This window comes from Acinetobacter sp. NIPH 817 (genome assembly GCF_000368405.1).
GTDB lineage: Bacteria > Pseudomonadota > Gammaproteobacteria > Pseudomonadales > Moraxellaceae > Acinetobacter.
Genome location: NZ_KB849420.1, coordinates 1,648,177 through 1,670,123, shown reverse-complemented (window position 1 = coordinate 1,670,123; position 21,947 = coordinate 1,648,177). Strand labels below are relative to the sequence as shown.

The window sequence follows — 21,947 nt, the reverse complement described above, 5'->3', positions numbered from 1 at the left end:
TCCATATTGATGCTCTCTTTAAATCTTATGCTTCGGTCAAATGCTTTAATACTTTATGACCGTGTTCAACTGCTTTTAACTCAATTTTAGACTCTGAATTGCCTGATAAAGGTGATACGTCATAAAGCAAATAAGTACCGCTTAGCTGCATTTGCGTATATTGAATTGAATGTTGAACCGCTTTTAAAAAGCTGTCGATTAAGTTTTCTTGGTCGTTCACCATGTTGGCTTCTGTTTGGCCAACCGTCATACTAATAATGACTTTTTTGTCTTTTAATTTATCGCCCTGAGAGCCATAGGCAAACTGATAAGTAAAAACTTCATCAAACCATAATTTCAAAATTGCCGGCATATTAAACCAGAACATTGGATATTGCAGAATGATAGTGTCGTGGCGTAGTAACGCTTCTTGTTCAGCAATCACGTTAATTTTATAGTCCGGATAAAGCTGGAAAATATCTCGCACTTCAAGGTCTGGATAGGTTTTTATAAGTTCATTCACAATCGTTTTATTTGCAATTGATTGAGCGTAGTAGGGATGGGCCAAAATAAGTAAAGCCATAATAATGCCTTGTAGCTATAAAAATCATAGTCACTATAATTTTTATAGTATGGGTGTACAATAACTATCAAAGTTGATAGGTGGCGTTAAAAATGGCAAATACTGAAAATAAATGTGAAATCAGCATGAATGGAAAAACGTATCCATGTCATATCAGTATGGCTATGGATTTGGTGGGTGGAAAATGGAAAGGCGTTATTTTGTATTACTTAAAAGATGGGCCAAAACGTTTTAATGAAATCAATCAATTAATACCCACCATCACAGAAATGACCTTAAGCCTTCAACTTAAACAATTAGAGCAAAGTGGCTTAATATCTCGAACCGTTTATGGTGAAAAAGCACCGATTAAAGTGGTCTATGAAATGACTGAATTAGGCCAGTCTTTTAAGCCTGTTTTAGAGTCTTTATCGGTATGGGCACATACGATGATTAGTCCGAAATAGTATTAAAAAATTAGTTTTTAAAAAACGTAAACTTTTAGCCCTATCCCTGTACATGGGGCTTTTTTTTGCCCCAAAAGCACTCATAAATAACCCCCAAATCCATTAAAACCAACCTTAAAACTGGCACATTTTCTGCATCTCTTATCAGTAATACAAAAACTGAATTTGGTAATACCAAACTGGAGGTGCGATATGAACGATGTAAAACCTGTGGTTCAACCAAAGCCAACTTTAAAAGCTTTTTTAGTCGAATTGCTTAGCGTACGTGCAGGCGTATATATCAAGCAAAACAATCAGCCGCCTAAAACAAAAGGATAAGACTGTGGCAAAACAAAAGTTGGCTCGAATCAGTATTACTGTACCTGAAACGACCCTCAACGCACTCGACCAAAAAATTGTCGAGCAGAACTATGAAAGTCGCTCGCAAGCCATTGTCGACATGATTAATAAACACTTAATTGCAGAGCAAGCACAGGCCAATGAAGTCATGGTGGGCACCTTGACGCTACTTTATGACGCTAGCCAAATGACCCTGCGTAATCAATTGGTCGATTTACAACAACAGTTTTTAGCGCAGGTGATTAGTTCACTTCATATTCAACTCGACCAACAAAAGATATTGCAGGTCATGTTAATGCAGGGCGCGAGTTCTGAGCTCAGACAAATTAGCCAGCAATTTATTGTGCTTAAAGGGGTGATCAAAGGGCATTTAGAACTGATGGATGCTGTCATGCCGGCTATACAGCAAAATGACTAAATGAGGAGTAGCGTGTTGAAAAATTTATGGACCATCCAAGACTGGAAAACAGCATATCAAAACGGGCAAATCCATCTTAAAGATTTGATTACCTATGTTGCAGAAATTAAAAATGATGACCATGCATGGATTGAAATTGCATCGAACGAGCAGATTCAATCGCAAATTGATGTTTTAAAAAACCAGAATATTGCTGACTTACCACTATACGGTGTACCGTTTGCAGTCAAAGACAATATTGATGTTGTTGGCTTTCACACCACTGCTGCCTGTAAAAAAATCCAGTATTTAGCTAAGCAAGATGCAAGCGCCGTTGCGAAGCTTAAAAAAGCTGGGGCGATTGTAATTGGTAAAACTAACCTCGATCAGTTTGCAACAGGACTGGTTGGCGTTCGGTCGCCATACGGTGCAGTAAAAAATAGTTTTAACCCCGAATATATCAGCGGTGGTTCAAGTTCAGGGTCTTCGGTAGTGGTTGCCAACGGCATCGTGCCTTTTAGTCTGGGTACAGACACAGCGGGGTCAGGGCGTGTACCTGCGGGCCATAACAATATTGTGGGTCTTAAACCGACAAAAGGCTGGTTTTCCACCATAGGTTTAATTCCTGCTTGTCGCACTATTGATGTTATTTCTATTTTTGCGCTGCATATTGATGATGCTTGGACAGTTGCCAATTTAATGCAGGGGTATGATGAAAGAGATGAATATTCACGAGCGCATCCAGCCAATGTGCCGACTCAATTTTCTAAACAAAAAATTGCTATTCCAGCTCAGCTTGAGTTTTATGGCGATCTTGAATCTGAACAAGCCTTTTTAGTTGCAATTGAACGCATTAAAAAACTCGGTTATGAAATTGAGAGTATTGATTTTAGCGCGTTTAATGAACTTGCTGCTGCACTGTATAATGATGCATGGGTAGCGGAAAGAACAGTTGCTGTTGAACGCATGACAACACGTGAAAATGCTCATCCGGTTATTGCTCAAATTATTGCGCAGGCAGATAAATTCAAGGCAACAGATGCACTTCAAGCTGAATATAACCGCGCCGTTCTGGCTCGAAAAATTAATTTGGCCTTACAACCTTTTGATGCCTTGATGGTCCCGACAGCGCCAACCATTTATACCATTGCAGAAGTTGAAGCCGATCCTTTAACTAAAAATGCGCACATGGGAGCCTATACCAACTTTGTTAATTTTGCCGATCTTTCGGCTTTAGCTTTACCAAATGTACTCCGTGAAGACGGCCTACCAAGTGGGGTAACTTTTATTGCACCTGCTTGGCACGATCAGGCACTCGCCAATTTTGCGCAGCTTTGGCAAACCGAAACATCGCTGAGTCTGGGTAAATCAACTCAACATTATCAAAAAAGTATAAAGATCCACTCGAATCATTCAGTGCAGCTAGCTGTGGTGGGAGCGCACTTAACAGGCATGCCGCTTAATTTTCAGCTCACTAGCCGCAATGCCACTTTGCTTAAGAAAACCCAGACCGCAGAGACTTATAAACTCTTTGCCTTAAAAAATACCACGCCACCAAAGCCGGGGCTGCAATGTGATACAGCAGGGACATCAATTGAAGTCGAAGTGTGGGATGTTCCCTTAGCAAATTTTGGAGCCATTGTGGCCGAAGTGCCTGCACCCCTTGGTATTGGGAACTTGAAATTAAAAGATGGTACATGGGTCAAAGGCTTTATTTGTGAAGCGTATGCCATTCAAGATGCAACCGATATTAGCCATTTGGGAGGCTGGCGAGCCTATATACAGTCACTCAATCAAACCGCTCAAAGTGTTGTTAGTAAAAATGTTGGGGAAGTTTCTATATGATTAAAAAAGCGTTTTTATCCGTATCCATTTTATCGGCAGTTGTATTGGGTGGATGTGACAATACAGCTAAAGTTCCTGAGGCCAAACAAGACGCTCAGGCAGCCACAAATACAAAACCAATTACCATTGGCTATAGCGATTGGCCGGGTTGGGTAGCTTGGCAAGTGGCTATTGAAAAAGGCTGGTTAAAAGAAGCAGGCTTAAATGTAGAGTTTAAATGGTTTGATTATTCGGCTTCGCTTTCGGCCTTTTCGGCAAATCAGCTCGATGCCGTGTTAGTCACCAATGGCGATAACTTGGTAACAGCTTCGGGTGGTACTCAAGGCATGATGATTATGGCAACGGATTATTCTGCAGGTAATGATGTCATTATTGCAAAAGAGGGTATTAACACTATTCAAGATTTAAAAGGAAAATCAATCGGTGTCGAAAAAGGCTTGGTTGATCATCTTTTACTAGCAACAGCTTTAACAGACAATAACATTAAAGCGAATGAGGTAAAGCTAGTAAATTCGGCGACGAACCAATTACCTCAAGTGTTTAATAGTCCCGATATTTCTGCCATTGCCGTTTGGCAACCTGTTGCGGGTCAGGCCTTAAAAGCAGTAGTGGGTTCTAAAATTATCTATAGCTCTAAAGACAAACCGGGTTTAATTTACGATACCTTGACCGTCAACATGAGCCACTTAACTGCCCATCAAGAAGAATGGAAAAAAATCATTCAGGTGTGGGACAAAACAGTTAAATATATTAATGACCCTGCAACCCATGCCGATGCGGTTAAAATCATGGCGAACCGATCAGGGGTCGACCCAAAACAATATGAGTTGATGGTTAGCGGTACACATCTATTAGATATCAATGCCAATCAAAAAGTATTTGCTAAATCTCAAGGCTTTGATTCGATTTATGGCTCTACTTATCACGTCAATAAATTTAACGTCGAAAATGGGATTTATAAAACTGAGCAAAATGTAGATGGGCTAATTTATCCAACACTCATAGAACAATTCAAATAAGCCAAATAAATAAAAAGCCCAAGTTCAACTTGGGCTTTTTTATGTGTTTCTTATTTTTCTGTACTGACCTGAGTCATACGTGGAATTTTTGGTAAGTCTTGTAAAGCAGGGTCAAGCTCATCTTCTTCAGCATGAACTAAATAATCTACCCGTGAACGGAGCTGTTTAAACTCAGGTGTGCTCATTAAGTCGAGTGAGCGTGGACGCGGCAAATTAACTTCAATAATTTCCTTAATTTCACCTGGGTTGGCTTTGAGTGCCACAATCCGGTCTGCCAGTAAAATAGCTTCATCCATGTCATGGGTTACAAAAATAATGGTGATATCAATGTTTTGCCATAAATCCATTAAATGCTTTTGCATTTTTTGACGGGTGTGTGGGTCGAGTGCACCAAAAGGTTCATCCATCAGTAAAATTTTAGGTTGATTAACTAAAGCTCTAGCAATCGCAACCCGCTGTTTCATACCACCAGAAAGTTGGTGTGGATACTGATTTTCATACTTTTCCAAACCAATAATATTAATCCATTCGCGTGCTTGAGCTTCGGCTGTCATTTGACTAGCGCCGCGCATTTGCGGACCAAACATCACGTTTTCTTTTACAGTTTTCCATGGAAAAAGGGTATAACCCTGAAATACCATGCCGCGTTCAGGGCATGGGCCTGTAATGCATTCGCCGTCCACTAAAACTTCTCCACTATGGTATGGGTCTAAACCCGTAATGACACGGCTGAGTGTCGACTTACCGCAGCCAGAAGGACCAATCACACAAATAAATTCTCTTTTGTGAATTTTTAAATCGAGTTTATTTAAAACGGTACGTTCAGTTTGACCGTGTTTAAAGACTTGGCTCAGTTGTTTGGCTTCCAAAATAACAGGACGTTCATAAATTTTTTGAAAGTATTCATGTGCGTTAAATGTTGAATCGTTCATTATTTTACTCCTACTTTCCAAGCGAACATCCGCTCACCTAACTTCATTAATATCCAATCACAGACCAGACCAATTACCCCAATAATCAAAATAGCTGCATAGACATTGTCAAAGTTTTGATAGCGTGCCTGTTGGGTAATAAACCATGTAATACCTGACGTCGTACCAATCAACTCTGAAACAATTAAGTAGGTCCATGCCCAACCCAGCAATACACGTAAGTCACGGTAAATATCAGGTAAGGCAGCAGGAATCACCACATGAAATAAACTTTTGAGCTTATTGGTGCCAAGCGTATAGCCAGCTTCAATTAAGTTTCGATCTACCATTCGAGTGGTATTAGCAATAATCAGAATTTGTTGAAATAGCGTACCAATCACAATAATGGCAATTTTAGGCGCGTCATTAATCCCTAAAATTGCCACTGCAAGTGCGCCAAAAGCAGGTGCGGGTAAATAACGGAAAAACTCAACAAACGGTTCTGTTAACAGAGATATACGCTTAGAAAAACCACATAAAATACCCAGTGGAATCCCAATCAGTGAAGAGATAAAAAAGGCTGAAAAAACCAGTTTGATACTGTGCCATAAACTTTGATGAAACCACGGTGAGTCAGGTTGTTCTGGTGGTGTGGTAAAGGCGGTGACTAAAGCCTTAGCGACTTCGTGGGGAGCGGGTAAATAAATCGGATTGACTAAAATACCTTGTGGTGGTGCAGAATTTCGATTGACTGCATTTTGTGCTTCGAGATAGAACACATTTTTATCAATGCGACTTCCTACTTGTAAGTAAGAAACACTTCCCGAACTCGTGATTTGTACTTGAGGATGCCAAACAAAAGGTAAGTAACTGATTGCGCACCAAAGACATATTGGAATAACGAAAGAACAAATACTGAGAATCAGCTTGTTCTTTCGCGTAAATTCCTTTGCAACATAACCCATATCGAGAGCTCCCCATTTTGATCAGTATTACGATTTTCATAAAACGTAATATTGTTAAGCAAAATAGGTGCCATCTTTATGATGCTCTCGACGAGTTAAGAAGACGAGGGAACTAAAGTTTCATGTAAATAAACCCAATAACATTTTTCGCCTTCTACTTTAATGCAGGCTGTTGAAGTGCGTAATGTTTCGGTTTCATCAGTTTGTTGATGTTCTTGATATTGCACCCAACAATAATTTTCAAATTCGTATAAAGCTGTACTCTTAATAATGTCGATTTTTAAAGAAGGTTTTTCCCCGATATTCTGGCTAAATAAACTATTTACTTCCGCGAAACCAATGCTGTGACCTTGAACCGTTACCATCTTAAAATTTTGATCAAAGCTACCTAAAAGCGGGCTCAGACTTTGCTCTGCATTTTTGCCTGTAAATACATTTTCTATTAAAACATGTAGGTCAATAACACTTTGAATGGCTTGATCCATTTGTTTAGACATGGGTTTTCTCCTTTAAAACGGGAATGAGTGAAAGTAAGCAGAGCAAAGCTGCAATTAAAAAAGTATGTTGATAGCGAAGCAAATTGCTTGAGCCAGACATCAAGTTATATATCGAAATGAGAACAACAGTACCGACACTAAATGAAACTTGTCGATTAATATTCCAGAGCACACTTCCTTGTAATAAATCTTGGCCTGAAAAATCAATCAGTGAGCTAATTTGGGCGATATTGGCACTTAGACCGCCACCCATACCCATCAATAAATAAGCAATCACTAAAAAGCTGACGGGACTAGTGTTTGAAATACAAAATAAAAGAAATATGCCAAAGCTGTGTAGTGTTATTCCAATAATAAGAAGAGACTTTTTTCCTAACCGTTGATAGAGCAGACCGCCACTAATCATGGCTGCGAGTGCCCCAGTTGCATAGAGCAACATGAATAAACCAGTTTGTTTTGCATTAAAGCCAAAGTTAAGCTGTAAATTAAAAATATTGAGTAAATTAACGCCTGTAAAAATACCCGGAACGGCGTAATAGACAATAAATGCATTGCGTAAATTTTTATTTTTTAATAACTGAAGATTCAGAACAGGATGGGAAATTTTTTTCGCATGTCGAATGTAGAAAATAAGCATTCCCACTGAAATTAGAAAACTAGTTAGAGCGAATAAGGCGTTATGGTAATCACTATAAAATGAAAAGGACAGTAATAAAGATAAAAGGCTTATATTAAAAATAACTAAGCCTCTGATGTCTGGTTCTTCACACGAAACATTCTCTGTTTTTTTAATCCATAACCATGCCAGAGCTGAGGCAAGTAAAGAAAAAGGAAGGTTAGATAAGAATACCCATCGCCAGTTAAATGAATCAATAATCACTCCACCAATCGCAGGTGAAAAAGCTGGCGCAATCAATGCAATTGCCATAATTAATGTAGAAATGCGTTGGCGTTCTTGGTTCGGGAATAATGCATATACGAGTGCTTGCCCGACTGGAATTAATAAACCTCCAGCTACACCTTGAATAAATCGCCAAAAAATTAAGCTATAAATCGATTCACTAAAGCCAATAAAGCAAATGCTTATCGAAAATAAAAGCATCGAATAACACAATAACTTTTGGTTCCCAAGTTTGCTGGCTAACCATAAACTCATGGGCATAATTAAAATGAGGCCGAGAATATAAGCATTTGTTACCCAAGTGACCATGGATTGGCTAACTGAAAATGACGATGCAATATTAGGTAATGCAATTGCAGACATAAAAATGTTGATGCAATCAATAAAGAACCCAAGTAAAAACACTGTTGCTATTTTATATCGATAAGACATACCTACCTCCGTGCAGGCAGGGTAAGATCCAGCTCTTTTATTGTCGATGCAAGCGAAGTAAAATCATTGTTTGATAATTTTAAACAATTGGCTTAATTGTGCAAAAAAACCTCAAGCAAATTACCAGTTTTTTACAAGTCGTTGATTCCGGTTCTTTTACCAAGGCTGCTGAAATTTTAGGCTTAAGCCGATCAATGGTGAGTATTGATATAAAACAATTAGAAAAGCAGCTCAATACAAGCCTGTTAATTCGCAACACCCGTAATATTGCATTAACTGAAATCGGTCAGCATTTTTATGAGGATTTTAAACAAATCCAACTTCAGATTGATGAGGCATTTGAACGAAGCCAACACTTAGGTACAAGCATTACAGGCACTTTACGGTTTTCGTCTACCAATGAGTTTGGCCAACGTTTCATTTTGCCTTTACTTCCTGAGTTTTGTCGGCTTTACCCAGATTTACGTTTACAGTATTCGTTTAATTCATCTTTCGATGATTTAGTGACTGAAAAATTAGATCTGGTTATTCGACTAGGGAATTTAAAAAACTCATCTCTAAAAACACGGAAAATCGGAGAATATCCAATTTATCTTGTGGCTACTCCACAGTTTATAAAAGACCATCCTATAGAAAATATATCTGATTTAGCGGATGTGCCTTGGATTGGCCACACCTTATTAAATTGGCAAGATTCACAATATATTTTGCAAAACAGTTTAGGGGAGCAATATTCATTACCTTTTATTCGAAGTCAGTATGAATCAAACTCGGTGACTGCAATTCATCAAATGGCTCTTTCATCTTTAGGTGTGGCGATTTGTCCTGCATGGTTAGTTGATGAAGATATTCAACAAAATCGCCTAATTCGTTTATTTCCTGACTTTTCATTACCTCTGCAAAGTATTCAATTACTTTATCCTCATACCTCTAATTTACCGGCCAAAACTCGTGCCTTTATAGATTATTTAGTAACCCGTCTTTCTTTTAGATAAACTAAAATGTATGTAAGTTATGGAAGCTAAACTATTTTATATAAATAGACAATTCTGTCTGTTTTTTATAAAATAACGGCGATTATGACTCAGTTTTTATAATAATGATGTCCCATAAAATATTTCAAATTTTAGATAGTTTAGGTTTAGTCGCACAGAACCGCGTTCTTCATGTGCAATTCTCCAACCCATCATTAAACAATCAAGTCTTCTTACAACGCGTTGAGGGTGAACATACGCTCAACCAAGGTAGCGTTGCTGAATTACTGTGTCTGTCGACAAACGCGCATATTGCATTAAAACAATTTATCGGCTGTCAGGTTGCTGTCGATCAGGTGACGGATACAGGCCAGTTCTTTAGAACTACGGGCATTATTACCGAAGCGAGCCAAGGCCAAAGCGACGGTTCACTCACCATCTATAACTTAACCTTAAAAGACCCAACTGCACTTTGGCATAAACGTCGTAATAGCCGCGTGTTTATGAACAAAAGCGTACGAGATATTAGCGAAATTTTGTTTAAAGAATGGCAGGCCAAAAGCCCGTTATTTGCTTCAAGTCTAACGCTCGACACAGCAGGCTTAACGAAAGACTACGATGTGCGTCCATTTGTGATGCAGTCAAACGAAAGTGACTACGACTTTTTAACCCGTTTGTGGCGTAGTGAAGGCATTAACTGGTTAGTCGATGAATCGCAACTTTTGGTCGCTGATCCGAATGCATCCATTCAGCCACAAGTGCTACGTTTAATTGACGATAACCAAAATTATCAAGCCCTTGAACGCCGTAACTTACGCTACCAACGCAGCAGTGCCACAGAACAATTCGATACCGTTACCCAAGTCAAAGCTGAGCGCCGCTTACAGCCGACGTCTGTACATGTACAACGCTGGCAAGCCGATGCCCTCCACCAAGAAGAAGGCAGCGGTAGCGTACAAGGTACCCAAAAGCACAGCGAACACTATGATAATGCTAGCCTAAACCTTGAAGATGCATGGCATGTTAGTCCCGCTTGGATGCAGGACTTAAACGGTGAAGACCAAGCAACAGCTTCTGGTAATAGCCAGATTGAAAAGCTTAACCAGCACATCAATGCTTACCATCACCTGAACTCTAAACAATTTACCGTTTCAGGTAATGTCCGTGATGCACAGGTCGGTTACTGGTTTGAACTCAATGACCATCCTGAACTCGACCAACATGATAGTGCCGATAAAGAGTTCTTAATCTTAAGCAAGCATTACTATAACCAGAATAATTTACCGAAAGAATTACAACAGCAACTTGAGCGTCTGTTGCCAAAAGACAAGCTTAAGGCCGCCCAACTCGACACGCAAAACCCCGAGCAGCGCCACTTTGCTGAGCTCAATGTCATTCGGCGCAACATTAAAGCTGTGCCTGAATATAACCCGCTAGAACACCGACCAGCCGCTCACCCGCAGCGCGCTAAAGTGGTGGGATTAGAGGGCGAAAGCATTCATGTTGACCAATGGGGACGTATTAAAGTCCGCTTCTTGTTTACCCGAACAGATGACCATAGTCATGACGGTGGAGCGGGAAGTAACGACAATGACACCGACTCGGCTTGGGTCGATGTGCTGACTCCATGGGCAGGCGCAGGTTATGGCGCACGCTTCTTGCCACGTGTTGGTGAGATTGTTGTGATCGACTTCTTTGACGGCAATGTTGACCGTCCATTTGTGGTGGGCCGTATTCATGAAGCTGAAGGGCATCCAACCCAGTTCGACCAGAAAGGCCAGCTACCCGACACTAAAAAGCTCAGCGGCATCCGTTCAGAAGAAGTCGACGGTAAAGGCTTTAACCAGCTACGCTTTGATGACACCACAGGGCAAATCAGTGCCCAGCTACAAAGTAGTCATGCAGCAAGCCAGCTCAACTTGGGTAACTTAAGCCATCCAAAAGACAAAGCGGAAAGTGAAGGCCGTGGTGAAGGTTTTGAACTCAGAACAGACCAATGGGGCGCAGTTCGAGCTGGTAGTGGCTTACTCGTTAGTACCCATAAACAGGACCAAGCTCAAGGTGTACATCTAGACGCCGCTGAGGCCAAACAACAAATTGAAGGCGGCCTTAACAACGCCAAGGCACTCAGTGAAGTAGCCAAAAACCAGCAAACTGATCCATTGGAAGTGCTTGAGAATCTAAAAACTTTCTTGGAACAGATTGAAGAAAAAGATCAAGACAAAGCTGCTGCTTTTAAGCAAGCCTTGATGATATTAACTGCACCTAACAGCATTGCCATAGCCAGTAATGAAGACATTCACCTCAGCGCAGATGCTCAGTTAAGTCAAACTGCGGGCGACAGCATTAATCTGTCTACCCAAAAGAACTTGATTGCACATGCCCAAAATAAAATTAGCCTTTTTGCGGCTCAAGAAGGGGCAAGACTCTATGCAGGCAAAGGCAAAGTCGAGATACAAGCACAAGGCGATGGAGCAGATTTAATTGCCCGTAAAGCTGTTCAGATTATTTCAACAGAAGACAAAATTGAAATTAGTGCTTCTAAAGAAATCGTTATCACGGCAGGTGGGTCTCAAATCAAGATTAATGGCTCGGGAATTTTCCCTGTCACTGGTGGAAAGTTTGAGGTGAAGGCTGGGCAGCATTTGTTTATGGGGGGAGGAAGTGCGAATTTTAGTTCTTCACTACCGCCTCCGCCAAAACGTAGTCCAGGAAATTTAGAGCTCATCCATGATTATGCGCATGGTGAGTTTGTTAAAGGTGGAAGTTATACGGTTGTTGATAACTTAGGAAAAGAAGTCACTGGCAAGTTGGATGATAAGGGATTTGCAAGAGTTTCTGGCTTAGCAACAGGTGCAGTAAAAGTCTTCTTTGAACCAGATCACCGTGATCCTTGGGATGCAGCAAGTGATTTTAAACGTCCAGTTGAGTGGCCGAATAAGAATGATGCGGATACTGAACAATCAGATTCATTAATTGCACAAATGAGTAAAACAGCCCAGTCCAAACTTGGTGAATTATCTAAACAATTAACCAATCCTGCGAATATTATGAAAAATATTCAAACTGCACAAAGCATAAAATCTGAAGGGGCAAAGGCTTTAATGCCAATGTTAAAAACAGAGGCGCAGGAATTAGTGACTGATCAAGTGAAAAGCTTTTTACCCATTTCAGAAGTAGGCCAAAAAATAGGGAACAACATTGATCTTGCATCAATTCAAAAAATAAATGACTTAAGCAAATTAAGTTCTGTTGATGGCGGTAGCTTGGTAACTAATGCTCTTCCTCAATATTTGCAAAGCCCTTTTAAAAAGAATTCGTAGAGAAATAAAATGTCTGGAAAAACAGAAGTTGTTAAACCATTAACAGAAGTTGCCCTTAAAGATGTTAGTCACTCAAAACAAAAAATAGATGATTGGTTAAAAAGTCATACGCATAAAATTGTGACATTAGACTTATTGGTAAGTGTAATGGGGACAATTCCAATTATTGGAAATGTGATGGCTGCCATAGATGTGGTTTCCGACATTTGCTATATCTACGATAAAGGTTTTCAAAATGCCGATATTATGGATTGGACCACAATGGGTATTGACCTTATTGGGATTGCACCTGTACCAGGAACATCAGCAATTCGTATGTCTGCTCGTCCAGCCCTGTTTCTAGTCCGTCAAGAAGTTAAACGTGTGGGTAAAGCTGCTTTAGGCGAAGCCGTTATTGTGGTGATCTCTAACCATTTAAACGATCATGTTGCCGGACAAATTGATAAATTCTGTAAAACCGGCCTACAACAGTTAAATTCAATTTTAGCCACTTGTGGTGGAACCGTCCAAAATGCCACGACACAAATTAATGGTGGAATCGTTCGAGTTGTAACAAAAGGCCAAGTATTTACAAATGCTGGATCAAATTCAAACCGAGCTCAACAGCAAGCTGCTGGTGTTGTTAAAGGAATAAAAAGTGGCGATTTAACGCGAGCTGGAAAAAACTTGGTTTACATGACTGAAAACTGGGGGAAAGCTCTTATTAAAACAGGAGCAAACTCCAATGCTAAAGTTGTTACTTCTTTAGTTCCTGCACATTTAAAGCAGCCGATATTAAATGTAGGTGCAACGATTAATAAAATTGGTATCACTGCCAATACTAAAATTAAAGGCTTGGGAAATGCAGCGCAGCCGCAAACAATTGGGTGGCTATTTGATGTGTTGAGAATGAGTGCTTCTAAATTTAGGAAAAAGAAAGCAGCTCAAGTTAAGCCAACTCAAACCACACAAGTCAAACATGACAAGAAAAATAATAAATTAGAAAAGGCGAATACTGAACACGACGCGACTCATAATGCGAATGCATGTAAAAACTGTAAAGGTGGTGCGACTAAACGATCAATTACTTTTGCCTTGGGTACTGAGTTTTTAAATCATGCAGATGCGCAAATTCATCCACTATTAATAGAGCAATTTTCGAGAACGTACGTTTCGAACTTATATCAGTATGATCAATCGATTTTCGGAGCGCGGTGGATTACACCTTTTACAACTAAGATTGCTCGTTGTTCTAGTTACAACATTAATGAACCTAAAGAACCGATTGAGCAAGAGGGCTGGGAGTATATTGGCAGCGATGGACGTCCTGTTCGCTTACCAGAGCTAAAAGTTGGGCAGAGTTACTATGATGAAGTAGAAACTTTTACTTATACAGTTGTCTCACCTGAAATTAGAGCAATTTCATATGGTGTTTCAGAAACTCGCTTCTATCAAAAATATAAAAATGAGTTTCGTTTAGTCTCTATAGAACGTCAAAATGGATTTAGTATCGGACTACGTTATGACTATGAATTAGAAAATGGTGATAGCTATTTATCCGACATTATATTTAAACAGCAACAACAAACTTTGGCGCATGTAGCATTACAAATTAATGATGTGCAAAAAGTTGTTGCTGCTTGGTTGGTGGAAGATGGTCACCTCATTAGACAATTATCCGCATATCAATATAACGAGCAAGGTGATTTAATTAAGGCAACCAATGAGTTTGCTGCTTCTTATGAATATCAATACCAAGCTCATTTATTGACTCGTTATACCGATCTTACTCAAAGAGGAATGAACTTAAAGTGGGATGGCGCTTTACCTAGCTCAAAAGCGATTGAAGAGTGGGCCGATGACTATAGTTCCGCTACTAAATTAGATTGGGATGAAAACATTCGCGTAACTTCAGTCATGGATATCGATGGTAACGTGACTGAATACTATTATGGTATTACGGGTTATACCTATCGAATTATTTATCCAGACAATTTGCAAGAATGGTTCTTTAGAGACCAAGCAAAAAATATAACATCGCATATTGCTACAGATGGAACAGAAACATCGTATACCTACGACGAACGCGGTAATGTCTTAAGTATGGTTCAGGCCGATGGCTCAACCTTTTATTATGAATACGACGAAAAAGATAATCTGACTGGTTTTGTTGACGCTGAACAGGGGCGTTGGTTTAAAGAATACGATGCTTCAGGAAATATAATTAAAGAAATTGATCCGCTGAAGCGTGAAACAACCTATGCCTACAATGCAATGGGATTGGTAACTTCCATTAAAGATGCTAAAGGCGGTAAGAAGACACTCAAATATGATGATCAAGGCAACTTAGTTACTTATACAGATTGTTCTGGTAAAGAAACGCACTGGTACTATGATGAGCGCGGGCGAGTCAAATTTATTGAAAATGCTTTAAAGCAAAAAGTTGAATATTTCTATACGGAATTAACTGCTGAACCAAGACAGCCTCTAAAAAAAGGCTTACCGCTAAATGCTTTTGGACAGCTCGAAAAAATTAAGCATGCTGATGGTGCTGAAGAACATTTTATTCATGACGAAGAAGGTCGTTTATTAGTTCATGTTGACTCTAAAGGACAGCAGACACGTTATGAATATGACGCAGCTGGTTTAATTACCAAGCGTACAGACCCATTAAATCAAACTTTAAAATATCAATGGGACCGCTTGAGTCGCTTAAAACGTTTAATTAATGAAAATGGCGCAAGTTATGAATTTATTTATGATGCTGCAGGTCGATTAGTAAAAGAAATTGATTTTGATGGCAAAGAAACTGCTTATACGTACGATGAATCTAATGGTCGTTTGACTAGTAGTATTGAGGTCGCTTCTGCCTATGGTCAAGATTTCAAAGATCGTGCTGCGCCTAAAGACCGTATTCAGCAATTTATTTTTGACAGCATGGGACGTTTAGAACAACGTACAGCAGGATATGGCTATCAAGGGCAAGAGCTTGAAGAAAAGCAAACAGAAGAATTTTCTTATGATGGCTTAGGTAATCTAGTTCAGGCTAAAAATGCCGAAACTAACTTGCAGTGGTTTTATGATGCCGCAGGCAATTTAATTAAAGAACATCATCAAGATGTTGTGACTCAGAAAACTGCGGTGTGGAAACATGTCTATGATGAATTAAATAATCGAACTACCACCATTCGACCAGATGGACAGAAAATAGATTGGCTAACTTATGGAAGTGGGCATGTCTATGGCATGGCCTTAAATGGTGAAGATGTTGTTAGTTTTGAGCGTGACGATTTACATAGAGAGACGTTGCGACACTATGCAAATGGTCTTAGCCAACAACAACGTTATGATGAAGTTGGACGTTTAACTCAGCAATTAATGTTGAATGGGCATGACAAAGGCTATCAGGCCCAAACTCAAAATAATGCTATCCAGCATACCAACCAATTGATTGAGCGCTTATATCACTACGATAAAACAGGTGAGTTAACGCTCATTAAAGATACACGTCGTGGAACTATTCACTATAAATATGATCCTGTCGGACGCTTATTAGAGGCAACCAGTAAGCTTGGAAAAGAGACATTTAATTTTGACCCGGCAAGTAATATTCTAGATCGATATAACAGTACCAAAGAGCAATCCTTACAACCCACTGCCACTGAAAAGGGTCTTGGTTATAACCGCATAGTTAATAACGTCGTGCAGGAATATCTTGACCAACAATATCAATATGATGCTTTTGGACAACTGATTCGACAAAAGTCATCACAAGGTGATTTAAATCTTGAGTGGGATGTATTGGGACGTCTTGTTCGTAGCCGAAATAATCAATATACGGCAGAGTATCGTTACGATACTTTAGGCCGACGCATTCAAAAAAGAAGTAAGCACCACCATACTGGGCAAGAACAGAACATTATTTATGGTTGGGATGGTGATACTTTAGCTTATGAATCTAGCGCTGATATAACTAAACACTATTTCTACGAAAAAGATAGTTTCGTGCCTTTGTTGCAAGCGGCGTATCATCACCCCATTGAGCTACATCACACCCAAGACTGGAAAGATAAAAAATACAGCATTTATAAAGACCCTCTTTGGAATACAGTAAAACAAAGTCAAGGTTTTGATGATGTATGGTTTTATCATTGTGATCACTTAGGCACACCGCAGGAAATGAGTGATCAGACAGGCGCCATTGTCTGGAAAGCTCAATATAAAGCTTGGGGTGAGTGTAAGGTAGAACAGGCTAAGTCAGATTTCTTTGAAAATTCAGAGATTATAAGCAATAACATTCGTTTCCAAGGTCAATATTTTGATGGTGAATCAGGGCTTCATTACAACCGCTATCGTTATTATTCGCCGTATGTAGGGCGGTTTATTAGTAAAGACCCGATTGGATTGTTGGGTGGATTTAATGTGTATTCTTATGTGCCGAATCCTAATAATTGGATTGATCCACTTGGGCTATCACCTAAAAAAGGGAGTAGTCAAAAAGAAAATAGTAATACTAACTGTACAATTGGTAAGATGATTCGTGTAAGACACTACACGAATAGAAAGGGTTCGAATGCAATTGAGCTAACACAGAAAATACTTGCTGTTGATAATAATAGAGTATATGTTGAGCCAGCGAATAAAAAACCTTTATCTCAAATTGAGGCTGAAGACAAATATCAGATTAAACAAGGTAAAGGGAGAGATTATGTTGAGTTTGATGTTTTAGAAAGTAGAACTGAATGGGTTAAGAATCCACGTTACCATAGAGAAGAACTTACCATTAAAGGTGATGTAATTAATCCATGTAATTTAGTTGTTAATAGGAGAAGGTAATGTTAGAAGCTAACAAAAAATTGGTATATTCAGGTGATGAAGTTTTGGGTGTTTTAAAAGAGATAGAGTTTATATTAATTTCATTACATAAAATTGGGTCCTATTATGCTGAAACTCTGCCTAATTCTTATGAAGAGTATGCAAAAGAAACCACTAACTTTATAGACAATAATAATGTATGTGATAGGTTGGCTAATATTAGAAAAGTTTTATCTTGTAAATTTAATAATGATTTAGGTGTGGATGATATGTCTGATATTGAAAGAGCATTGGAAAATATAGATTTCTGGGAGGTTAGAAAGTAAACTTAAAAAGAATTTAATTATGATATCTAATGATTAATTTAAGTTATTAATTAGATATCATAGAGTTTTTTAAAATAATTGTTTGGGAAAAACATAAAGTAACGCTACAGTTTAAGTAATTATATAAATATTAGGCTTAATAGTGAAAAATGAATATTTGGTGGAATATTGATATTAAAGATGGAGTTGTTAGTCATGATTCCATTTCTTGGATTGATGATAATTTTGAAATAAATGATGATACAGTTTTTGACTTGTCTGAAGATTTATTACAGATTTCTTTTAATAACAATAAAATATTGGATGTCGGATGGTATCCAGATCTAGAGGTAGGTGGTTTTTTAAAAATTGTATTGATAAAAGATATGAATTGGGACTCACCTATAATTGAAAAAGAGTGTAGGGATATAAGCAGTTTAAAGGAAAATATATCAAATATTATATCTAATAATATTTAGGTAGTGAACACGTTACTAATTTGGGGGTGGGGCCCCCTCTTTAATATACAAAGTATTAATAGGAAAAAAGCGGATGCAAGAATCCAATTTTGATTTGAATGCCAATATTGGGGAGTATTTAATCAATTGTGGTTGGTATACAGGAAGAAAAATAGATAGTGAACACATCATAGAAGCATGGAAAGCGGATAAATATAAAATTTTTAATTCTGCTATAGTTTTTGTCCAAAGTTTTAATGGATTAAATATAGCTCATGAGGCATATAGAGGAAAAGAAAAAGATTTTTCGTATTTCAATTGTATTAAAGCAACAGAAGGTATAGATCCTGCCTGGATATTTGAGGAGTATTCATTAAAGGCAGGAAGTGACCTTTTACCAATTGGATTGGGCTATAGTGAACATTTAACATATTTTATAGATCTATCATTTAAGTTTTATGGTGGTTATGATGACTATTTTTGCAAAATTGGGGATTCAGTTAATAGCTTTTTTAATAATATTTTTTATGAAAAAAACTTTATTAAATTGTAAGTAATTAAAAAGTTAACAGTCAAATAGTCTAAAAGTTTTGACTGTTAATTAATGTATAGAGGTAGATATTAATGCTATGTATATTAAGAGGAAAAACAATTTATTAGATGAAGATGACTTCATAAAAAAAGATCTTGTAATAGATGACTTTTTTATTGCTAGAGATACGGATAAACCTTATATCTATGTAGTAAGTCAAAAATTTGTGGATACTATTAATGAATTTAAATTAAAAATGAATTTCTTAGAATACTAAAATATTAACAACTTTTAAGAGTGAATTAATAGCGTAAGTTGTTAATTCATTTTTTATATTTATTACGGATAGCATTCTCATTCATTCGTGTATTCATATGGTTAAGTTTTTCTTTACAAAATAGACAGATGTTTCTGTATTTTATAAAATAATGCCAATCCTGACAAAGTTTTCATAAAAAGATGTTATCTCATATACATAGAATTCTAGAAGATTTGGGTATCAGTTCGCAAAAACGCGTACTTCACGTTCAGTTTTCTAATCCGTCGTTGAATACTCAAGTCTTTTTACAAAGTATTGAAGGGCAGCATCAGCTAAATGAAGGACTGACTGCCGATTTATTTTGTCTTTCTACCAATGCCCATATTTCATTAAAACAATTTATTGGTTGTCAGGTTGCAGTCGATCAAGTAACTGATCAGGGGCGGCTATTTAGAACTACAGGAATTATTACAGAAGCCAGTCAGGGGCAGAGTGATGGTTCATTAACATTGTATAAACTGAGATTACAAGATCCGACCGCGCTATGGCATAAACGCCGAAATAGCCGTGTGTTTATGAATAAAAGTGTACGGGACATTACTGAAATTCTATTTAATGAGTGGCAGAACAAAAGCCCATTGTTTGCTTCTGCATTAACTTTGGATTTAAAAAACCTAACCCAAGACTACGATGTTCGACCTTTTGTCATGCAAAGTAACGAAACGGATTATGAGTTTTTAACCCGACTTTGGCGTAGTGAAGGCATTAACTGGTTAATTGATGAAGCTCAGTTGTTTGTCACTAATAGCTCGGATGAGATTCAATCACAAAAGTTACGTTTAATTGATAGTAATGAATCATATTTAGTATTAGACCGAAGAAATATCCGTTATCACCGTAGTAGCGCAGTTGAACAACAAGACAGTATGACGAGCCTTGTGCCAACTCGAAGCTTGCAATCTACAGCCGTGCATGTGCAACGCTGGCAGGCTGATGCTTTAAGTCAAGAAGAAGGCATGGGTAGTGTTCAGTCAAAGCATAGTCATAGTGCTAATCAGGATAATGCGAGTTTAAGTCTAGAACATGCATGGCATATTAGTCCTGCTTGGATGCAAGATTTAAATGGGGAAGACCAAGCCACTGCATCGGGTCACCAGCAGCTAGAAAAACTCAATCAAAATCTATCGGATTATTATGCGTCTCAATCAAAATATTTTCGTGCACAAACCACGGTACGTGATGCGCAAGTCGGTTATTGGTTTGAATTGAATGAACATCCAGAAATAGATACTCATAGCGGATCAGACAAAGAATTTCTGATTATTGGGAAAAGCTTCTATCTGCAAAATAATTTGCCTAAAGATTTGCAAAAACAAATCAATCAACTTGTTAGTCAAAGCCAATGGCAAAAATGTCAATCTGAGTTAAATGACCAGACTGAGCGTCAGGGTAATGAGCTCATCTTGTCACGCAGAAATATTAAAACTGTTCCTGAGTATGATCCATTAGGGCACCGACCAGCAGCTTACCCACAGCGCGCTAGAGTTGTGGGATTGGAAGGTGAAAGCATTCATGTCGACCAATGGGGGCGCATTAAAGTTCGCTTCCTATTTACCCGAACTGACGACCATAGCCATGATGGTGGTGCAGGAAGTAATGATAATGACACCGACTCGGCTTGGGTGGATGTACTCACCCCATGGGCAGGTGAGGGTTATGGGGCGCGTTTCTTACCACGTGTCGGTGAGATTGTGGTGATCGATTTCTTTGACAGCAACATTGATCGCCCGTTTGTGGTAGGACGCATTCATGAAGCTGAACGTCACCCAACTCAGTTCGACCAGAAAGGCCAGCTACCGGACACTAAAAAGCTCAGTGGCATCCGCTCTGAAGAAGTTGATGGTAAAGGCTTTAACCAGCTTCGTTTTGACGACACTACAGGGCAAATCAGTGCCCAGCTACAAAGTAGTCATGCAGCCAGTCAGCTCAACATGGGCAACTTAAGCCATCCAAAAGATAAAGCCGAAAGTGACGGTCGTGGTGAAGGTTTCGAGCTACGAACAGACCAGTGGGGGGCAGTCAGAGCAGGCAGCGGCTTACTCCTTAGTACCCACAAACAGGATCAAGCTCAAGGCGTACACCTCGATGCAAATGAGGCCAAACAACAAATAGAAGGCGGTCTCAACAATGCCAAGGCACTCAGTGAGGTTGCTAAAAATCAGCAAACTGACCCGTTAGATATGCTTGAGAATATTCAGAATTTCTTAGAAATCCTCAAGCAAGAAGACCCTAAAAAGGCTGCTGAGTTTCAATCGGCAGTGATGCTGTTAGCTTCTCCAAAAAGTATTGCTGTAACTAGTAATGAAGATATACACCTCAGTGCAAATGGTCAGCTCACTCAAAGTGCTGGAGATAGCATTAATATCAGTACGCAAAAGAATATAGTGAGTCATGCGAGTCAAAAAATAAGTCTATTTGCCGCCCAAGAAGGTGCTCGGCTTTTTGCTGGTCAAGGTAAAGTGGAAATTCAGGCACAAGGTGATGGCTTAGATGTGATTGCTCGAAAGGGCGTACAGATTACGTCAACCGAAGACACGGTTTTTATTACTAGTCCAACTGAAATTAATCTGACTGCAAGTGGATCTCAAGTTAAGTTGAATGGTTCGGGTATTTTCCCTGTCACCGGCGGTAAGCTTGAGGTGAAAGCAGGGCAACATTTGTTTGTGGGAGGAGCTAAGGTGGCAACGCTAAGTCCTGAATTGGTGATGTTACCTGACTACCATTTAACTTATATAGCAAAAGATTTAGATGGAAATCCCTTGAAAAATAAGAAGTATTTGATGATTTTACAAAATGGAGAAATGGTTAGTGGTGTAACGGATGGTCAGGGTAAAACTCGGAAAATCACAACCAAAGGTCCTCAGAAAATCCAGATTAGCTTAGAAGATCATGTTCACGATGGTTTTGTAACTTTTGAAGAAGAATAAG

General features: G+C 38.8%; 17 protein-coding genes. 12 read left to right on the top strand and 5 right to left on the bottom strand.

Annotated features, from left to right (window positions below; translation table 11 throughout):
* Positions 1 to 25: 25 nt before the first annotated feature.
* On the bottom strand, positions 26 to 562 hold the full coding sequence (locus tag F968_RS11450) for an NAD(P)H-dependent oxidoreductase (RefSeq protein WP_004793230.1): 537 nt from the start codon (positions 560 to 562) through the stop codon (positions 26 to 28).
* A 92-nt stretch (positions 563 to 654) separates the two neighbouring features.
* Between F968_RS11450 and F968_RS11445 the strand changes: the two genes are divergently transcribed.
* From F968_RS11445 to F968_RS11430, 5 genes are all read left to right on the top strand, one after another.
* On the top strand, positions 655 to 1,008 hold the full coding sequence (locus F968_RS11445) for a winged helix-turn-helix transcriptional regulator (RefSeq protein ID WP_004793228.1): 354 nt from the start codon (positions 655 to 657) through the stop codon (positions 1,006 to 1,008).
* 192 nt (positions 1,009 to 1,200) lie between these two features.
* Positions 1,201 to 1,326, top strand: coding sequence for a hypothetical protein (locus F968_RS19810; protein ID WP_001000625.1), 126 nt, complete (start codon positions 1,201 to 1,203; stop codon positions 1,324 to 1,326).
* A 4-nt stretch (positions 1,327 to 1,330) separates the two neighbouring features.
* Entirely contained in the window at positions 1,331 to 1,765 is a 435-nt protein-coding gene (locus F968_RS11440) for a CopG family ribbon-helix-helix protein (RefSeq protein ID WP_004793227.1), read from the top strand.
* A gap of 12 nt (positions 1,766 to 1,777) precedes the next feature.
* Positions 1,778 to 3,589 carry an allophanate hydrolase gene (gene atzF / locus F968_RS11435; protein WP_004793225.1) on the top strand — a complete coding sequence of 604 codons (1,812 nt, stop codon included), beginning with the start codon at positions 1,778 to 1,780 and terminating at the stop codon, positions 3,587 to 3,589.
* Positions 3,586 to 4,608 carry an ABC transporter substrate-binding protein gene (locus F968_RS11430; protein WP_004793223.1) on the top strand — a complete coding sequence of 341 codons (1,023 nt, stop codon included), beginning with the start codon at positions 3,586 to 3,588 and terminating at the stop codon, positions 4,606 to 4,608. The genes atzF and F968_RS11430 overlap by 4 nt, the downstream gene beginning before the upstream one ends.
* A gap of 50 nt (positions 4,609 to 4,658) precedes the next feature.
* Here the strand turns inward: F968_RS11430 and F968_RS11425 are convergent, their stop codons facing one another.
* The 4 genes from F968_RS11425 to F968_RS11410 all read right to left on the bottom strand — a co-directional run bounded on the left by F968_RS11425 (position 4,659) and on the right by F968_RS11410 (position 8,314).
* Positions 4,659 to 5,540 (bottom strand): ABC transporter ATP-binding protein, encoded by an 882-nt coding sequence (locus F968_RS11425; RefSeq protein WP_004793222.1) that lies wholly within the window; start codon positions 5,538 to 5,540, stop codon positions 4,659 to 4,661.
* Positions 5,540 to 6,484: an ABC transporter permease gene (locus tag F968_RS11420; RefSeq protein WP_004793221.1), complete on the bottom strand. Its 945-nt coding sequence runs from the start codon at positions 6,482 to 6,484 to the stop codon at positions 5,540 to 5,542. Before F968_RS11420 ends, F968_RS11425 begins: the two co-directional genes overlap by 1 nt.
* Positions 6,485 to 6,579: 95 nt before the next feature.
* Positions 6,580 to 6,981 carry a hypothetical protein gene (locus tag F968_RS11415; protein ID WP_004793220.1) on the bottom strand — a complete coding sequence of 134 codons (402 nt, stop codon included), beginning with the start codon at positions 6,979 to 6,981 and terminating at the stop codon, positions 6,580 to 6,582.
* Entirely contained in the window at positions 6,974 to 8,314 is a 1,341-nt protein-coding gene (locus F968_RS11410) for an MFS transporter (RefSeq protein ID WP_004793219.1), read from the bottom strand. Before F968_RS11410 ends, F968_RS11415 begins: the two co-directional genes overlap by 8 nt.
* A 98-nt stretch (positions 8,315 to 8,412) precedes the next feature.
* Here F968_RS11410 and F968_RS11405 point away from each other — a divergent pair, with 98 nt between their 5' ends.
* From F968_RS11405 to F968_RS11375, 7 genes are all read left to right on the top strand, one after another.
* Positions 8,413 to 9,309 carry a LysR family transcriptional regulator gene (locus F968_RS11405; RefSeq protein WP_004793218.1) on the top strand — a complete coding sequence of 299 codons (897 nt, stop codon included), beginning with the start codon at positions 8,413 to 8,415 and terminating at the stop codon, positions 9,307 to 9,309.
* Positions 9,310 to 9,413: 104 nt separating this feature from the next.
* A complete protein-coding gene (locus F968_RS11400) occupies positions 9,414 to 12,611 on the top strand; it encodes a type VI secretion system Vgr family protein (RefSeq protein ID WP_004793217.1) in 3,198 nt (1,065 codons plus the stop codon).
* A gap of 9 nt (positions 12,612 to 12,620) precedes the next feature.
* A complete protein-coding gene (locus F968_RS11395; protein ID WP_004793216.1) occupies positions 12,621 to 17,426 on the top strand; it encodes an RHS repeat-associated core domain-containing protein in 4,806 nt (1,601 codons plus the stop codon).
* Complete coding sequence (locus F968_RS11390; RefSeq protein ID WP_004793215.1) at positions 17,426 to 17,731, top strand: hypothetical protein; 306 nt, start codon at positions 17,426 to 17,428, stop codon at positions 17,729 to 17,731. The genes F968_RS11395 and F968_RS11390 overlap by 1 nt, the downstream gene beginning before the upstream one ends.
* A 149-nt stretch (positions 17,732 to 17,880) precedes the next feature.
* Positions 17,881 to 18,189, top strand: a complete 309-nt coding sequence (locus tag F968_RS11385) for a hypothetical protein (RefSeq protein ID WP_004793214.1) — start codon at positions 17,881 to 17,883, stop codon at positions 18,187 to 18,189.
* A 73-nt stretch (positions 18,190 to 18,262) separates the two neighbouring features.
* On the top strand, positions 18,263 to 18,721 hold the full coding sequence (locus F968_RS11380) for an SUKH-3 domain-containing protein (protein ID WP_004793213.1): 459 nt from the start codon (positions 18,263 to 18,265) through the stop codon (positions 18,719 to 18,721).
* A 438-nt stretch (positions 18,722 to 19,159) separates the two neighbouring features.
* Positions 19,160 to 21,946 carry a DUF2345 domain-containing protein gene (locus F968_RS11375; protein WP_004793208.1) on the top strand — a complete coding sequence of 929 codons (2,787 nt, stop codon included), beginning with the start codon at positions 19,160 to 19,162 and terminating at the stop codon, positions 21,944 to 21,946.
* The last annotated feature ends 1 nt before the right edge of the window (position 21,947 follow it).

Coding starts and splice junctions, on each gene's coding strand:
- F968_RS11450 (WP_004793230.1), bottom strand. CDS start 562: ATGGCTTTACTTATTTTGGCCCATCCCTACTACGCTCAATCAATTGCA.
- F968_RS11445 (WP_004793228.1), top strand. CDS start 655: ATGGCAAATACTGAAAATAAATGTGAAATCAGCATGAATGGAAAAACG.
- F968_RS19810 (WP_001000625.1), top strand. CDS start 1,201: ATGAACGATGTAAAACCTGTGGTTCAACCAAAGCCAACTTTAAAAGCT.
- F968_RS11430 (WP_004793223.1), top strand. CDS start 3,586: ATGATTAAAAAAGCGTTTTTATCCGTATCCATTTTATCGGCAGTTGTA.
- F968_RS11425 (WP_004793222.1), bottom strand. CDS start 5,540: ATGAACGATTCAACATTTAACGCACATGAATACTTTCAAAAAATTTAT.
- F968_RS11420 (WP_004793221.1), bottom strand. CDS start 6,484: ATGGGTTATGTTGCAAAGGAATTTACGCGAAAGAACAAGCTGATTCTC.
- F968_RS11415 (WP_004793220.1), bottom strand. CDS start 6,981: ATGTCTAAACAAATGGATCAAGCCATTCAAAGTGTTATTGACCTACAT.
- F968_RS11410 (WP_004793219.1), bottom strand. CDS start 8,314: ATGTCTTATCGATATAAAATAGCAACAGTGTTTTTACTTGGGTTCTTT.
- F968_RS11400 (WP_004793217.1), top strand. CDS start 9,414: ATGATGTCCCATAAAATATTTCAAATTTTAGATAGTTTAGGTTTAGTC.
- F968_RS11395 (WP_004793216.1), top strand. CDS start 12,621: ATGTCTGGAAAAACAGAAGTTGTTAAACCATTAACAGAAGTTGCCCTT.
- F968_RS11390 (WP_004793215.1), top strand. CDS start 17,426: ATGTTAGAAGCTAACAAAAAATTGGTATATTCAGGTGATGAAGTTTTG.
- F968_RS11385 (WP_004793214.1), top strand. CDS start 17,881: ATGAATATTTGGTGGAATATTGATATTAAAGATGGAGTTGTTAGTCAT.
- F968_RS11380 (WP_004793213.1), top strand. CDS start 18,263: ATGCAAGAATCCAATTTTGATTTGAATGCCAATATTGGGGAGTATTTA.
- F968_RS11375 (WP_004793208.1), top strand. CDS start 19,160: ATGTTATCTCATATACATAGAATTCTAGAAGATTTGGGTATCAGTTCG.